Source organism: Brevundimonas sp. (genome assembly GCF_041911375.1).
In the GTDB taxonomy this organism is placed as follows: domain Bacteria; phylum Pseudomonadota; class Alphaproteobacteria; order Caulobacterales; family Caulobacteraceae; genus Brevundimonas.
The window spans coordinates 64,597-79,731 of the sequence record NZ_JAYRPA010000001.1 but is presented as its reverse complement, the minus strand read 5'-3'; the positions used below and the strand labels follow the sequence as shown (position 1 = coordinate 79,731).

Below are 15,135 nucleotides of genomic sequence, written 5' to 3'. Positions count from 1 at the left end.
GGGGCGCCGGCGGTGCGCGTCGCCGAGGCCGAGCGGGAGGCGGCCGAGCGGCGGATCGCCGTCGAGCGCGTGCGCGCGCGGCCCGACGTCAGCGCCAGCGTCGGCGTCAGGCGCTACGAAGCCGAGGACGCCACGGCCTTGACCTTCGGCATCAGCATGCCGCTGCCCCTGTTCGACCGGAACCGCGGCAATATCGATGCGGCCCAGGCGGAGTTCCGCGCTGCGGACGCCCGTCTGACGGGCGCGCGGCAGGAGGCGGAGGCCGACCGGCTAGCGGCCGGCGCCCGCCTCAACGCCTCCGTGAGCCGCGTCGCGGCGGCCGACGCCGGCGTCACCTCGTCCGAGGAAGCCTATCGCCTGTCCCGGATCGGCTTCGAGGCCGGCCGCATCTCTCAACTGGAGCTGCGTGGAACCCGCGCCGCCCTGATCACCGCCCGCAACGCCGCCGTCGACGCCCGCCTGGCGCGCGTCCGCGCCGAAATCGATCTCGCGCGCCTGCAAGGCCGCGCGCCCTTTGGAGGGGCCCAATAATGCGCAAGCCGCAAACCAACAAAACGCTGCTCATCGGCGGCGCCGCCGCTGTCGTCCTGCTCGGAGGCGGTGGGCTGTTCCTGGCCCTCAACCGCTCTGACGCGCCGCCGGCGGAGGGCGAGACCGCTCAGGCGGAAGAAGAGGGACAGGCGGAAGGCGAGGGCGCCGAGGCCCCCGCAGGCGTCGTGCCGCTCACTGCCGAGCAGATCCGCGCCGCCGGCATCGGCGTCGTCAGCGTCGGCGGCGGCGGCGGATCCGAGACGCGGCTGGCCGGACGCGTCGAGCCCATGGTCGACGCGCGCGCCGCTGTGGCCGCTTCGGTGGGCGGCCGGGTCGAACGCGTGCTGGTCGCGCCCGGGCAGTCCGTGCGCGGCGGTCAGGCCCTCGCCACCTTGGTCAGCGGCGACGCCGCGACCTTCCGCGCCGATGCGGACGCGGCGGCGGCGCAGGCCGAGGCCGCGCGGCAGGCCTATCAGCGCGATCGCAACCTGGCCGACCAGGGCGTGGTGGCCCGGCAGGAGGTGGAGACCTCCCGAGCCCAGTCGCTCAGCGCCGAGGCGTCGGCGCGCGCCGCCCGCGCCAGGGCTTCGGCGGCCGGATCGCCAAACGCTTCGGGACGGCTGAGCGTGACCAGCCCGATTTCGGGCGTCGTCACCTCGGTGCAGGTCGGCCCCGGAGGCTTTGTCCCCCAGGGCGGCGTCGTCGCCGAGGTCACCAACCCCGCGCGGATTGAACTGGTCTTCAACGCGCCGCCGGCTCTGGCCGCCCAGGTCCGCGCCGGATCGCGCCTGAGGGCGACCGGGCCCAACGGGGAATTCGAAGCCGTCGTCACCGGCGTGGCGCCCGGCGCCGGCGCCGAGAGCGGCGCGACGATCATTCGCGCCCGGCCGTCGGGCGTGTCGCTGCCGCCGACGGGATCCGCCGTCACCGGCGCCATCGTTACGGGCGATGCCGTCCCCGGCGGCCTGACGGTCCCCAGCGAAGCCGTGCAGACCATCGAAGGCGCGACGGTCGTGTTCGTTCAGGTCCAGGGCGGCTTCCGGGCCGTCCCGGTGCTGGCCGGTCGTCAGGCGGGAGGGCGCACGGAGATCCTGCGCGGCCTCGACGAGGGTGAACGCATCGCCGCCGCCAACGCCTTTCTCTTGAAAGCCGAACTCGCCAAGGGCGAGGCCGGCGATGACGACTGAGGCGCGGCATGTTCAAATCCATCATTGAAGCCTCGGTGCGCTTCCGCTGGTTCGTTGTGTTGGCGACCGCGCTGGTCGCCGCGCTCGGTCTGTTCGAACTGACCAAGCTGCCGATCGACGCCGTTCCGGACATCACCAACCGGCAGGTCCAGATCACCACCGTCGCCCCGGCGCTCGCGCCGGAACAGATCGAGCGGCAGGTCACCTATCCGCTCGAGACGGCCATGGCCGGCATTCCCGGACTGACCAGCACTCGCTCGTTGAGCCGCAACGGCTTCAGCCAGATCACGGTCATCTTCACCGACCAGACGGACATCTATTTCGCGCGCCAGCAGGTGGCCGAACGCCTCGCCCAGGCGCGCGAAAGCATGCCCGAGGGCGTGGAGCCGGCATTGGCGCCGATCACCACCGGCCTCGGCGAGGTCCTGATGTGGACCGTGGACTATCTGCCGTTCAACAGCCGCAACCTCGCCCGGCCGGGACAACCCGGCTGGCAGCCAGGCGGCGTCTACCTGACCCCCGAGGGGGAGCGGTTGACCACGCCCGAGGCGCGCGCCACCTACCTGCGCACTGTTCAGGACTGGATCGTCGCGCCGCAGATGCGGACGACGCCCGGGCTCGCCGGCGTCGACACCATCGGCGGCTATGTGAAGGAATACGCCGTCCGCCCCGACGCCGCCCGCCTGTCAGCGTATGGGCTGGGGCTGGGCGACCTCGTCACGGCCCTGGAGCGGGCCAACACCCAGGCCGGAGCCGGCTACGTCCAGCGCGGCGGCGAGGCGCTGACCGTCCGGACCGACGCCCTGGCCTCCACCGTCGAGGATCTTGCCCAGGCCCCGGTCGTCAACCGGGGCGGCCTGGTGGTGCGCGTCGCCGATGTGGCGACGGTCGAGGTCGGGCAAGCTCCGCGGCTGGGCGGCGCGAGCCGCGATGGCCACGAGTCGGTGCTCGGCACGGCCTTGATGATCGCCGGCGGCAACAGCCGCACCGTGGCCCAGGCCGCCGGAGAGCGCCTCGAGGAGGTGCGCGAGACCCTGCCCCCCGGGATCGAGGCGGTGACCGTGCTCGACCGAAGCGCCCTGGTGAACTCCACCATCGGCACGGTGGCGCGCAATCTGACCGAAGGCGCCCTGCTGGTGATCCTGGTGCTGTTCCTGCTCTTGGGGAACCTGCGGGCGGCGAGCATCACCGCCCTTATGATCCCGATCAGCTTCCTGTTCGCCGTCATCGGCATGAACCGCTTCGGCATCAGCGGAAACCTGATGAGCCTTGGCGCCCTCGACTTCGGCCTGATGGTCGACGGCGCGGTCGTGGTGGTGGAGAACACCCTGCTGATGATGACCCAGCGCCGCGCCCAGCTGGGCCGAATGCTCAGCCGTCACGAACGGCTGGACGTCGCCATGGCGGCGGCCCGCCAGATGGTGAAGCCGGCCGCCTTCGGTCAGCTGATCATCCTGCTGGTGTTCACGCCGCTGCTGATGTTGGAAGGCGTCGAAGGCAAGACCTTCATCCCCATGGGCGCGACGGTCATGCTCGCCCTGGTCGGCGCCTTTATCTTCTCCTTCACCTTCGTGCCGGCCATGACCGCCCTGCTGGTGCGCGACCCCAAGAGCGTTCACGTCGATGCGGACGGCGAAGTGAAGGAGCATGAGACCCGCGTCCTCCGCTTCGCCCGCCGCTGGATCCAGCCGGCGATACGCGCCGCCGTAGACAGGCCCAGGGTCGTGCTCATCTCGGCCGTGGGCGCCTTGGTCATCGGCGGCCTGGCCTTCGCCACTCTGGGTCGGGAGTTCATTCCCACCCTGGACGAGGGCGACATCGCCATGCAGGCCCTGAGGGTGCCGTCCGCGTCGCTAGATCAGTCGCTCGCCATGCAGATGGCGCTCGAACGGGTCATCAAGGCGCAGCCCGAGGTTGAGACGGTGTTCTCGCGAACCGGTACGGCCGAGGCGGCCGTCGACCCCATGCCTCGCAACATCTCGGACAGCGTAATCATCCTCAAGGATCGCGGCGACTGGCCGGATCCGGGCCTCGAGAAGGAAGCGCTCATCGAGCGCATCGAGGAGGAGGCGGGTCAGCAGATCGGCAACAATTTCGAGTTCAGCCAGCCGATCGAACTGCGCTTCAACGAACTGATCTCCGGCGTCCGGACCGATTTGGCGGTACTCGTCTACGGCGATGACTTCGACACCCTGCAGCGCGTGGGCGACCAGGTCGCTCGCGCTCTGGAGGGGACACCCGGGTCCGCCGACGTTCGGGTCGAACAGGCGTCGGGGCTGCCGACGCTGACCGTCAGCGTCGACCGCTTCGCAGCCGCAAACTACGGCCTGTCGGCGGCCGACGTCTCGGAGGCGGTCTCAACGGCCGTCGGGGGCACGGAAGCGGGCCGCATCTTCGAGGGCGATAGGCGCTATGACGTCGTCGTCCGCCTGCCCGAAGCGGCCCGCAACGATCCGGCCAGCCTCGCGGCGTTGCCGATCGTCTCCTCGACCGGCGTGGTGGTGCCCCTGTCCTCTGTGGCGCGCATCCAAACCGCCGAGGGCCCGAACCAGATCAGCCGGGACAATGGCAGCCGGCGAATGGTGGTGCAGGCCAACGTCCGTGGGAGGGACCTAGGCGGCTTCGTCACCGATGCGCAAACACGGGTGGACCGGATCGACCTCCCGCCCGGCGTCCGCCTCGACTGGGGCGGTCAGTTCGAGAATCTCAAGCGCGCGGAGCAGCGCCTAGGCCTCGTGGTTCCGATCGTCTTCATCCTCATCGGCGTGCTGCTGTTCATGGCCCTCGGGTCGTTCGCCGAAGCCGGTCTGGTGTTCGCCTGCGTCCCGCTCGCTCTGGTGGGCGGCGCCCTGGCGCTGCTGTTGCGCGGCATGCCCTTCTCGGTCTCGGCGGCGGTCGGCTTCATCGCTGTCTCGGGGGTGGCGACGCTGAATGGGCTGGTGCTTATGCAGGCGATCCGGGAGCGGTTGACAGCGGGCCTGGCGCCGCGCGAGGCGGCCATCGAAGGGGCCTCCAGCCGCCTGCGGGCGGTGCTGACCACCGCCCTGGTGGCCATCGTCGGCTTTATTCCCATGGCCATCGCCCACGGGGCCGGGGCCGAGGTCCAGAAACCATTGGCCACAGTGGTCATCGGGGGCCTTTTGACGGCGACTGCGTTGACACTGCTGGTGTTGCCCACCTTCGCCGCCAAGGCGGTGAAGCATCGCAAGGCGGAAGGGATCGAGGATTGATGAGCGAACGAGACGAGACGGAAGGCGTCCAGCGCCGCACCCTGCTGGTGGTGTTGATCCTCAACGCCGCCCTGTTTGTAGGGCTCGGGATCGGCGGCTTGCTCGCCGATTCCAGCGCTCTGCTGGCCAATGCCCTGGACAATGCGTCTGACTCCGCCGTCTACCTCATCAGCTTTCTGGCGGTGGGCCGCGCCCTGATCTGGAAGACCCGCGCCGCCCGGGCCTCCGGAATCCTGCTGCTGATCTTCGCTGCGGGCGTCCTGCTGGACGTGCTGAGACGAACGCTGATGGGGACGGAGCCCATAGGCTGGACGATGATGGGCATGGCGGTGGTCGCCGCCATCGTGAACCTGGTGTGCCTGGAACTGATCCGGCGCCAACGCAGCGAGGATGTGAACATGAAGGCCGCCGAGACCTTCAGCTTCAACGATTTCGCCTCCAACGGCGGCATCCTGGTGGCGGGCGTTCTTGTGCTGTGGTTGAACCAGTCCTGGCCGGATCTGGTCGTGGGCGTGATCGTGGCCGGGATCGCTGTGAAGGGCGGCGTCGACATCCTCCGCGACGCCCGGAGCGAAACGACGGCGGGAGAGGAAGCCTGAGTGGCGGCCGATTCCCGCGATGACGGGCATGCCCACGACCACACGGCCGGCGCCAATACGCGCCAGCTGACGATCGCCCTGGGCCTCACCGGGACCTTCCTCGTCGCCGAGATCGCCGGCGGCCTCTATTTCAACAGCCTGGCGCTGCTGTCCGACGCCGCGCACATGTTCACCGACGCGGCCGCCCTGGCCATCGCCCTGCTGGCCATCAGGATCGGGCAGCGGGCGGCGGACGACAAACGCACCTTCGGCTACCGCCGCTTCGAGATTCTGGCGGCGGCCTTCAATGCGGTGCTGCTGTTCCTCGTCGCCGGCTATGTTCTCTACGAGGGGATCAAGCGGATCTTCGATCCGGAGCCCGTCGGCTCGATCGGCATGCTCATCGTCGCCGGCATCGGCCTGGGGGTGAACCTGATCGCCATGCGCGTCCTGGCGGCGGGCAAGGACAAGAGCCTCAACATCAAGGGGGCCTATCTTGAGGTCTGGGCCGACATGCTCGGCTCGCTGGGCGTCATCGTCGCCGCCATCGTCATCACCCTGACCGACTGGCGCTGGGTCGATCCCGTCGTCGCCATCGGCATCGGCCTATGGGTTCTGCCGCGCACCTGGATCCTGCTGCGCGACACCATACACATCCTGCTGGAGGGCGCGCCGCGCGGCGTGGTCCTGGCGGAGGTGCGCGTCGCGATCGAGGCGATCGACGGCGTCGACAGCCTGCACGACCTTCACATCTGGGTTTCCGGCGCCGACCAGCCGAGCGGCACGGTTCACCTGGTGGTCAGCGACGGCGCCGAACCGGAGACGGTTCGCCGAGCCGTGGCGGAGCTTCTGGAGGCGCGTTTCGGGCTTCACCACAGCACCATCCAGACGGAAGGCGAGGCCTGCGATGACGCCGGGGCGCTGCACCGGTGACCCACAGCCGATCAGGATCTCGCGTCAGGGGAGGCCGGTTGTGAACCGTCGGCGTTGGGTCACGCTGATCGCCTTGGGTCTCCCCATGGCCGCCTTCGGCTTCGGCGCCCTGGCGCGGCGGAGTGCGATCGACCGGGACCCGCCCGCCGTCGCCCCCACTGATCGCTGACGGACCGATGGGCAAGCCGTCACGCATCGTCAGCCGCAGCCCGCGCTGGAAGCCCCGCGCCTATAGCAAGCGGCGCACGCGGGTTGTTCGGGCGCCGCGCAAGCCTCGCCCGCTGCTGGACGCGGGGATCGCCGGTGCGACCGTCCTGATCGCCGTCGGCTTCGCCTTCCTTTTCGCCTTCGTGCTGTTCAGCCGGTTGCAGCTCCCGCTCTTCGTGGGCTTCCCCGCGACGACCGTTCTGCTGGGAACAGGGGTGCTGTTCAGCGGGCGACGGGTGATTCACCGCCGCGCCATGACGGCCGGCCTCCTCGCCGTGAGTGTTGTCGGCGCGGTGCTGTTGTACCAGAGCCGCGACGACTTCGCCCCTGGCCCTCACCAGCCTTCGGCCCCGGCGGGCCGCGAAGAGACCCGTCCTCGCTGATAACCTTTTCTTGCCCGCTCGCGGGCCAGGGTGCGCGCATGGTCCGTAGCGACGCCGCGCCGACGACACCCCTCCCGCCGCGCATCGCCCGCGGCGGCTGGCTGGACGCGCTCCGTTTCATCGTCGGGGCGCTGATCATCCTCTACCATTTCCGCGACGCCGCGCCGGTCCCGCTGCCGCAGCTGCATCCGGTGTTCGATCGCGGCTATCTGCTCACCGACTTCTTCATCATCGACTCCGGCTACGTTCTCGCCCGGATCTACGGCGACAGACTCGCCTCCGGGCAGGCCTCGCTGCGCGCCTATGCGCGCCAGCGGCTGCTGCGGGTCATTCCGGCCCACCTGGCGGTCAGCCTCGTCCTGGTGTTGCTGGTCGGCGGCGCCGCCCTGGCCGGGATCGTGCCCAGCAATCCGCGCTGGTTCGACTGGTCGCAGCTGCCGGCCCAGGTCCTGCTGATCCAGGCTTACGGCGTGCCGGGCGGGCAGGGGTGGAACGCCCCGACCTGGACCCTCTCGGCCCTGATCGGCTGCTACCTGCTGCTGCCCTGGATCTGCCGCGCCGTTTGGCGTTGGCCGCCGGTCGCGGTGGTGGTCGGCGCGACGCTCCTGGTCGTCGCCGCCGACGTCGCGGCCACGCTGTGGCTCGGGGATCCGATCTACCGCCTGCCGATGCGTTACGGCATCCTGCGCGCCCTGCCGCTGTTCCTGCTCGGGGTCGCGGCGGCCTTCTACGGCGCGCGGGTCTATGTCGCGCCGCGCCGGGCCGGGGCGATCTGCCTCGGTGCCGTCGTCGCGCTCGTGGGGCTGCAGGCCTTCGGCGCCTTCAGCCTGCTGTCCCTGGGTCTGATGACCGTGATCATCTGGGCCGCCGGCGCCGTGCCGGTGCTCCGGCCGTCACGCCTGGTCGAACACCTCGCCCTGATGTCGTTCTCGATGTTCCTGACCAATGAGGTGAGCCGCATCGTCTGGTTCGGTCTGCTCGACGCCCTGGGGCAGGACGCCCTGTCGTCCAACATCCGCTGGGCCCTGTGGTCGATCGGCTTCGCGGGCACCTTCGTGGCGGCGGCGGTGTTCCGCTACGGCTTCGACCGTCCCGTCCAGACCTGGCTCAATCCGTCCCGACGGGCGGGGTCGACCCGAAGGCCGGCCGACGCCACGGAACGGGCCGTGGAACTGGGGGCGGGCCCCGGCCTCCCTGCGCCCGGGCGCCCGGGCCAGGCCGTCCTCGACCCGCCGCGGGCTTGATCAGGCGCGCGGCTCAGTCCTTGCGAGCCCGGACCCCGCGGCCGCCTCCGGCTCTGTCTGGAGGGCCGGATCCCGGGCCGCGCCCGGGCGCGGCGGGCGGCAGGCCGAACACAGACCCTGGCCTTCGAGCGTGATCCGTTCGATCTCGTAGCCCGCCGCTGTCGCGGCCGCGCCCAGCGACGCCATGCCGGGCGAAGGAATCTGGCGACAGGAGCCGCAACAGTCGCACAGAAGAAAAACCGCTGGCGAACCGAGGCGTTCAGGATCGCAGGCCACATAGGCCTTGAGCGTGGACAGGCGATGAACCAGGCCCCGGGTCTCGAGGAACTGCAGCGCCCGATAGACCGTCGCCGGCTTCGCGACACGGGCATCCAAGTGATACGTCGCCACGAGATCATAGGCCTTGGCCGGAGCGCCCGCGAGTAGCAGGAGCTCCAGCACCCTGAGCCGGGGGCGCGTCAGCCTGTCCCCGGCGGCGGCCACGCTGGCGGCGGCTGCGTCCAGGGCGCGTTCCACCTGTGCGGCCGTCGGCGGCGCGGTCTCCCGGTCGTGCGGACAAGGCGAGGTCATCAAGGGGCTGGGCCCGCCTCCAGGGTTCGTCGGACGGCGCCCTTCACTCCGACCGAACGGCGCGCTCATTTTTTAGCTTGCATCTACAGTCGCTGGAGGAGGTAGCCTTGCCCTGTAGAGATCACAAGGAACAGACATGACGGCGCAAACCCTCGAAAGCCGATACCGGGTCACCGGGATGGATTGCGCCAGCTGCGGCCGCAAGATCGACACGGCGATCCGCAGGCTGCCGGGCGTCGAGGACGTCTCGGTGGCGGTGCAGACCGGCGTGCTCAAGATCCGGCATGGCGGAGACCTCGCCGACGAGGCGGTCCTGCAGCAACTGCGCAACCTCGGCTACAGCGGAGAAGCGGCCGCGCCGACGTCTGGAGCCGTCGCTGCGGCGGCGGGCCCACCTCCGGCGGCCGCCCGGGCCGGGGGCGCCCCGTGGTGGTGGACCGGCAAGGCCCGCCTCACCGCGCTCTGCGGCCTGGCGCTGTTGTCCGCCTATGGACTGGGCACGCTGTTCCCCTCCCTGGAACGATACGCCTTCCTCGCCGCCCTGGCCGTGGGGCTCATTCCGATCGCGTCGCGCGCTTTTTCGGCGGCGCGCCACGGCACGCCCTTCTCCATCGAAATGCTGATGACCATCGCCGCCGTCGGCGCCGTCTTCATCGGAGCCGCGGAAGAGGCCGCCGCCGTCGTTTTGCTGTTCCTCGTCGGCGAGATGCTCGAAGGGGTGGCGGCTGGTCGCGCGCGCAAGAGCATCCAGGGGCTCGCCGCCCTCGTGCCCAAGACCGCCTTCGTCGAGGTGGACGGCGTGACCACGGAGGTCGCCGCCGAGACCGTGGCGGTGGGCGCGATCATCCTCGTCCGGCCCGGAGACCGCGTTCCGGCGGACGGCGAGATCATCGAGGGCGCGGGAGACCTCGACGAGGCCCCGGTGACGGGCGAGAGCGTGCCCAAGCGCAAGGTCGTGGGCGATCCTGTGTTCGCCGGCACGATTAACGGCGGCAGCGTCCTGCGGGTGCGCGTGACGGCCTCGGCCTCGGACAACACCATCGCCCGGGTGGTGCGTCTCGTCGAGGAGGCGCAGGAATCGAAATCGCCGACCGAACGCTTCATCGACCGCTTCTCGAAAATCTACTCGCCGGGCGTGCTCGTGTTCGCCGCCCTCGTCGCGGTCACGCCGCCGCTGCTGTTCGGCGGGACGTGGAGCGAATGGATCTACAAGGGTCTCGCCGTGCTGCTGATCGGCTGCCCCTGCGCCCTCGTCATCTCCACCCCGGCCGCCATCGCCGCCGGCCTGTCGGCGGGCGCCCGGCGCGGCCTGCTCATGAAGGGCGGGGCCGTGCTGGAAACGCTGGGCAAGATCACGGCGATCGCCTTCGACAAGACGGGGACCCTGACCGCCGGCAAGCCCGTCGTCACCGACGTCGTCGCCGGAACGCGGGACGCCTCCCTCCTGCTGACGCTGGCGGCCGCGCTGGAAACGGGATCGAGCCATCCGCTCGCCCTCGCCATCCTCGCCCGAGCCGAGGCGGATAAGATCACGGCGCCACCGTCGTCGGCCACCCAGGCCATTGCGGGGGAGGGCGTAGAAGGCGAGGTCGGCGGCGAACGCATCTTCCTCGGCTCGCCGCTGGCCGCGGCCCGACGCGCGCCGATCACGCCGGCGCAGGACGCGACCATCGCCGCTCTGAACGCCGAGGGCAAGACGGTTTCCGTCCTTGTCGTCGAGGAGGGCGTCGCCGGCTTCCTCGCCATGCGCGACGAGGCGCGGCCCGACGCGGTTCAGGGGCTGGCTGACCTCAAGGGGCGGGGCATCCGCACCGTCATGCTGACGGGCGACAACCGCCGCACGGCGGAGGCGGTCGCAGCCGCGCTGGGCCTCGAGCCCCGGGCCGAGCTGCTGCCGCAGGACAAGCTGGTGATCGTCAAGGCGCTTCAGGCCGAGGGTCTGGTGGTCGCCAAGGTTGGGGACGGCATCAACGACGCCCCGGCCCTGGCCCAGGCGGATGTCGGCATCGCCATGGGCGGCGGCGCCGACGTGGCCCTGGAGACGGCGGACGCCGCCGTCCTGCACGGCCGGGTCAGGGACATTCCCGACATGATCGCCTTGTCCCGCGGAGTGATGGGCAATATCCGGCAGAACATCACCATCGCCTTGGGCTTGAAGGCGGTGTTCCTGGTCACCACCGTGATCGGGGTGACGGGCCTGTGGCCCGCCATCCTCGCTGACACCGGAGCCACGGTCCTGGTCACCGCCAACGCCATGCGCCTGCTGCGCTGGACGCCGCGTCGTCAACCGTCGTGACTGCCGGCGGTGCGCCTTCTCAGGCCCCGTTGTGGCGACCGAACACGCGGGTCGAACCGTCGTTGAGGATCAGGACGGTCGCATAGGGTTCGCGCCCGGCGGCCTCCATGCCCGGCGAGCCCGCCGGCATGCCGGGCGCGCTTAGTGCGCGGGCGGCGGGGCGTTCGCCGAGCAGCCGCTCGACATCGCTCGACGGAACATGGCCCTCGATGGCGTAGGCGCCGACCACCGCTGTGTGGCACGAGGCGAGGCGGTCCGGAATGCCATGCCGGGCCCGGATCGGGGCGAGATCCTCGCGCTCGACGACCTCGACGTTCCAGCCCGCCTGGCGCATGTGGGCGATCCAGCCGCCGCAGCAGCCGCACCATGGCGTCTTGTAGGCGATCATCCGTTTCGGGGGCGCGGCGAGGGCCGGGCCGGCCACGGCGACCAGGGGCAGGCCGAACACGAGGGTCCGGCGGGACAAGCGCGGGCGAGTTTGAACCAAAGTGAGCGCTCCTTGGGAGTCCAAATCCCACCATGGCGGGCGCGGGCCGGTTTGGCGACGGGCGCAGTTGTCGCGCCCTGACCTGACGTCGCCCAGGCGTTGAGCGCCGGCTAAGTCCGCCCATATCGCAGCGGAACCTCTGGTAGAAGGCCCGCACCCGCCCGGGCAGGACACAGCCCCCTGCTCGGCCGGCCCGGCCAAGCGAATCCGTTCGCCTGAGGCGCCCGGGGTCTCGCAACCATGCCTTCGCTGACGTATCGCGACCGTACGAGGCCGGTCACGCAAGCGCTGATCCCCGTGGAATGGTCATGGGCGACGGGATTGAGGAGCCGGCGGAAGCCGGAGGCGAAGCGTCCGCTGCGGCGAACCGTGGCGTCGAGAGCTAGCCCGCCGACGCTTGCGGGGCCCCGAAGGCGCCAAAAACTGCATGTGAGCGGCAACGGCCTCCGCCCGGCCGTATAAGGCGCAACACGGCGCGCGCGACCAACAGGCTGACTTTTCGCGCGGGCCCGCTCGCGAAGACGAGCCTTCGGCCCTCGAGGGCAGCGAGGACGAGGCCGGCCCGGCGCGCCCGGGCCGACGCATTACGTCCCTGGCTCAAGACCAGCGCCTCTCTGTTCCGGAGCCCGCCGACCCCACAATCTCGGTTGCGCCGCCGATTGTAGATGAACTCGCGGGCAAGTGCGGAGATCCAAATCGCAAGCGGTTCAGTGATCCGTGGTCGAATGCATGTGAGCTTGAGGTCGCCGGCCGGCCCCTGATGTCCGGTCCACCGCATTTCCACATGATCTCGGCTCGGCGAAGTACGGGTTTGACGAGGTCGGGAGGCGTCGCCGTTCGGAACATCGTCCCGGCGCCGGGGTTGGATCCCGATCACCCGAGGGAGCCTCCGATGCAAATCCAACCAATGATCAGCACCCACCCCGACGTACGCGGCAGCGTGAACGACAGCCTCATTCGCGCGATCGAAGCGGGCTACGGCTGCGCCGCCGTATGCCGCATTTGCGCTGACGCCTGCCTGGCCGAGGAGATGGTCAGGGACCTGACCCAGTGCATCCGGCTCGATCTCGACTGCGCCGATGTCTGTCTGGCTACGGCCGGGCTCGCCGTGCGGCGCGCCGGCAGCAACGAGGCCTTGATCAAGCGCATGCTCGAGACCTGCGCCGAGGCTTGCGCCGACTGCGCCATCGAGTGCGAGAAGCACGCCGAGATGCACGAGCATTGCCGTATCTGCGCCGAAGAATGCCGGCGTTGCGAAGATGCTTGCCGCGAGGCGGCCGCGTCGATCAGGCCTTCACGGCACTGAGGCTGACCGCTGTCATCGGCACAGGGTCGTATCTTCGACGCTAGCTCGAGCCCAGCTCATCAATCACCGGGCACCTAACCCGTCCGCCTTCACTGCAGTCGGCCACAGCCTGCCTCAGCACTTTCCGTAGCCTCTGCAGATCCTCGATCTTGGCGTCCACGCTGGCGATGTGGTCTTGGGCCATGTCGCGGACTTCGCAGCACGCCTGAACGCCCGGCTCGCTCAGCGCGATCAGGCGCCGAATGGCGTCGATGCCGAAGCCCAGTTCGCGCGACCGGCGGATGAAGCGCAGACGCTGGGCGTGTTCCGGCTCATAGCTGCGGTGGCCGCCCTCGGTCCGGGCCGGCGCGGGCATCAGCCCGATACGTTCGTAGTAGCGCACCGTTTCCAGGTTCACCCCGGCGCTGTCAGCGAGGCGCCCGATCGTCAAACTTCGTGCGGACATGGCTCTTGATCCCGTAGCGGCTACGGGTTGTAGCCTGTAGCAGAAATCGAACGGGAGGTCCCATGGCCATCGATTACGACCGGCCCCGCATGCCCGAGGTCGCCGTCAGCGCCTCGGCCGCCCTCGGCGGTGTCGCCTCGGTGTTCGCCTGGGCCGCGTGCTGTGTGTTGCCTCTGGCTCTGTCCGTGGCGGGCGTATCCTTCGCCGGCGCCGCGGTCATCGCGGGTGCGCGGAACTGGCTGACGCTTCTGGCCGCCGTCATCCTGGCCGCGGGCTGGCTGCTGCATTGGCGTCGCCTGCGGATGTGTCGGAAAGACGGGGCCTGCCGCCACCCTTCGCGGCTCGCCTTCTGGCTGCTGGTGATCGCCAGTCTGCTGATCGTCCTGTCCATGGCCTGGCAGCCGTACATCGAGCCGTGGGCCATGACGCGACTGGCGGCCATGCGATGACCCGGGCCATCGTTCTAGACTCGACGCTGACCTGCCCGGATTGCGGTCATGTCGCGACGGAGACCATGCCCACCGACGCCTGCATCTGGTTTTACGATTGTCTCGGCTGCGGCGTGAAGCTGAAGCCCCTACCCGGCGACTGCTGCGTGTTCTGCTCCTATGCCGACGTGCCGTGTCCGCCGATCCAGGTAGATGGCAAGGGGTGTTGCAGCTAGGCTACGGCGGCATTGCTGCATTCCCGGAGTTCGCCGTGACCGACCACGCCACGCCCAACCTACCGTCGCGGGATTTCGAAGTTACGTCCCAGTTCTACACTCGACTGGGCTTCGAACAGGACTGGCGCGACAAAGGCTGGATGATCCTGAAAAGGGGCGGTTTGACGCTGGAGTTCTTCCCGCATCCGGACGTGGATCCGCTGACCAGCAACTTCAGCTGCTGCCTGCGGCTGGACGACCTGGACGGGTTTTACGCAGAGTGCGTCGTTTCAGGATTGCCGAAAACCTGCTGGGGCCACCCTCGCCTGCACGCGCCGAAGCTTGAGGAGTCGGGACTGCGGATCGGCGCGCTCATCGACCCGGACGGAAACTTGATCCGCCTTATCCAGAACTGAGGCGTCCGGCGGCTCCCCCACGGGAAACCGCCGGAAACCATCGATGCGACGATCAGTTGTGGTCGGCGTGGCCCTGAGGCGCGGGCGTATCCGACGGCGCCGGGGCGGGCGGCGTCGGCTCGGGCGGGGCGGGCTCGGTCTTCATCTCGTCGCAGCAGCTCATGGCGGCGTCCGCGGCCATGTCCTTGCAGCACTCGCAACCTTCGGCGGCGAGGGCCGCGCCGGCGCTCAGGGTTAGGATCGCGCCGGCGGCGGCCAGCAGGTTGGAAACTTTCATCGTCGTTCTCCTAGTGAACCATAAAGCTGACCGAGCCGGACATCTTGTGGCCGTCCGGGCCCTCGGCGGTCCAGGCGGCAGTGTAGGTTCCTGGGGCCAGACGCGGAAGAGCCACGCCGACGGTCGCGGCGGCGGGCGCTGCGGGGACACTCACTTCGACCGGGGCCTGACCTTCGGCGGTGAGCGTGACCGTCTTGAGGACCATCGTATGCGGGAAGGTGACGCTGAAGCGTTCCGGCGAGCCCTGGGTCATCGCCCCGTTCGCGGGAGCCGTCGTGACTCCCGACTGGGTCGCGGCGGCCTGCGCCGGCATGCTGTGGCCGGCGTGCGGATCCTGGGCGGAGGCGGCGCCGGCGAAAGCCAGGGCCGCCGTGAGGGTGAGAATGCGGATCAAGGGGTGGT

Annotated in this window: 17 protein-coding genes; 12 read left to right on the top strand and 5 right to left on the bottom strand. The window is 69.9% G+C overall.

The window, feature by feature from the left end:
• The 7 genes from ACE3PU_RS00415 to ACE3PU_RS00385 all read left to right on the top strand — a co-directional run.
• Positions 1–531 (top strand): TolC family protein (locus ACE3PU_RS00415; RefSeq protein WP_374385489.1); only part of this gene is annotated, 531 nt, incomplete at its 5' end.
• The gene (locus ACE3PU_RS00410) at positions 531–1,718 is read left to right on the top strand and encodes an efflux RND transporter periplasmic adaptor subunit (RefSeq protein WP_374385487.1); all 1,188 of its coding nucleotides are present in this window, start codon (positions 531–533) and stop codon (positions 1,716–1,718) included. The genes ACE3PU_RS00415 and ACE3PU_RS00410, both read left to right, overlap by 1 nt.
• Before the next feature lie 8 nt (positions 1,719–1,726).
• Positions 1,727–4,948 (top strand): efflux RND transporter permease subunit, encoded by a 3,222-nt coding sequence (locus ACE3PU_RS00405; RefSeq protein WP_374385485.1) that lies wholly within the window; start codon positions 1,727–1,729, stop codon positions 4,946–4,948.
• Positions 4,948–5,547, top strand: coding sequence for a cation transporter (locus tag ACE3PU_RS00400; protein ID WP_374385482.1), 600 nt, complete (start codon positions 4,948–4,950; stop codon positions 5,545–5,547). Before ACE3PU_RS00405 ends, ACE3PU_RS00400 begins: the two co-directional genes overlap by 1 nt.
• Positions 5,548–6,459, top strand: a complete 912-nt coding sequence (locus tag ACE3PU_RS00395; protein WP_374385480.1) for a cation diffusion facilitator family transporter — start codon at positions 5,548–5,550, stop codon at positions 6,457–6,459.
• A gap of 176 nt (positions 6,460–6,635) precedes the next feature.
• Positions 6,636–7,049 carry a hypothetical protein gene (locus ACE3PU_RS00390; RefSeq protein WP_374385478.1) on the top strand — a complete coding sequence of 138 codons (414 nt, stop codon included), beginning with the start codon at positions 6,636–6,638 and terminating at the stop codon, positions 7,047–7,049.
• Positions 7,050–7,087: 38 nt separating this feature from the next.
• Positions 7,088–8,293, top strand: coding sequence for an acyltransferase family protein (locus tag ACE3PU_RS00385; protein WP_374385476.1), 1,206 nt, complete (start codon positions 7,088–7,090; stop codon positions 8,291–8,293).
• On the opposite strand, the gene ACE3PU_RS00380 is transcribed toward ACE3PU_RS00385, so the two are convergent.
• Complete coding sequence (locus ACE3PU_RS00380) at positions 8,294–8,809, bottom strand: transcriptional repressor (RefSeq protein ID WP_374385474.1); 516 nt, start codon at positions 8,807–8,809, stop codon at positions 8,294–8,296.
• Positions 8,810–8,999: 190 nt separating this feature from the next.
• Here ACE3PU_RS00380 and ACE3PU_RS00375 point away from each other — a divergent pair, with 190 nt between their 5' ends.
• Positions 9,000–11,159 (top strand): heavy metal translocating P-type ATPase, encoded by a 2,160-nt coding sequence (locus ACE3PU_RS00375; RefSeq protein WP_374385472.1) that lies wholly within the window; start codon positions 9,000–9,002, stop codon positions 11,157–11,159.
• 19 nt (positions 11,160–11,178) lie between these two features.
• On the opposite strand, the gene ACE3PU_RS00370 is transcribed toward ACE3PU_RS00375, so the two are convergent.
• Positions 11,179–11,607, bottom strand: a complete 429-nt coding sequence (locus ACE3PU_RS00370; RefSeq protein WP_134581245.1) for a DUF411 domain-containing protein — start codon at positions 11,605–11,607, stop codon at positions 11,179–11,181.
• 946 nt (positions 11,608–12,553) lie between these two features.
• Here ACE3PU_RS00370 and ACE3PU_RS00365 point away from each other — a divergent pair.
• Complete coding sequence (locus ACE3PU_RS00365; protein ID WP_008261099.1) at positions 12,554–12,952, top strand: four-helix bundle copper-binding protein; 399 nt, start codon at positions 12,554–12,556, stop codon at positions 12,950–12,952.
• Positions 12,953–12,992: 40 nt separating this feature from the next.
• Here ACE3PU_RS00365 and ACE3PU_RS00360 read toward each other — a convergent pair whose 3' ends face one another.
• Positions 12,993–13,397 carry a helix-turn-helix domain-containing protein gene (locus ACE3PU_RS00360; protein WP_040349355.1) on the bottom strand — a complete coding sequence of 135 codons (405 nt, stop codon included), beginning with the start codon at positions 13,395–13,397 and terminating at the stop codon, positions 12,993–12,995.
• Between the two features lie 62 nt (positions 13,398–13,459).
• Here ACE3PU_RS00360 and ACE3PU_RS00355 point away from each other — a divergent pair, with 62 nt between their 5' ends.
• Genes ACE3PU_RS00355 through ACE3PU_RS00345 form a run of 3 tightly spaced genes read left to right on the top strand, consistent with a single transcriptional unit; the run spans position 13,460 to position 14,456 of the window.
• Positions 13,460–13,846, top strand: coding sequence for an MFS transporter permease (locus ACE3PU_RS00355; RefSeq protein WP_008264030.1), 387 nt, complete (start codon positions 13,460–13,462; stop codon positions 13,844–13,846).
• On the top strand, positions 13,843–14,061 hold the full coding sequence (locus ACE3PU_RS00350; RefSeq protein ID WP_083793340.1) for a GDCCVxC domain-containing (seleno)protein: 219 nt from the start codon (positions 13,843–13,845) through the stop codon (positions 14,059–14,061). The genes ACE3PU_RS00355 and ACE3PU_RS00350 overlap by 4 nt, the downstream gene beginning before the upstream one ends.
• Positions 14,062–14,096: 35 nt before the next feature.
• Positions 14,097–14,456 (top strand): bleomycin resistance protein, encoded by a 360-nt coding sequence (locus ACE3PU_RS00345; RefSeq protein WP_040349972.1) that lies wholly within the window; start codon positions 14,097–14,099, stop codon positions 14,454–14,456.
• Positions 14,457–14,508: 52 nt separating this feature from the next.
• Here the strand turns inward: ACE3PU_RS00345 and ACE3PU_RS00340 are convergent, their stop codons facing one another.
• Both ACE3PU_RS00340 and ACE3PU_RS00335 read right to left on the bottom strand, forming a co-directional pair.
• Positions 14,509–14,733 (bottom strand): hypothetical protein, encoded by a 225-nt coding sequence (locus ACE3PU_RS00340; protein WP_008262058.1) that lies wholly within the window; start codon positions 14,731–14,733, stop codon positions 14,509–14,511.
• Positions 14,734–14,743: 10 nt separating this feature from the next.
• Positions 14,744–15,127 (bottom strand): copper resistance CopC family protein, encoded by a 384-nt coding sequence (locus ACE3PU_RS00335; RefSeq protein ID WP_008261639.1) that lies wholly within the window; start codon positions 15,125–15,127, stop codon positions 14,744–14,746.
• Positions 15,128–15,135: the final 8 nt, after the last annotated feature.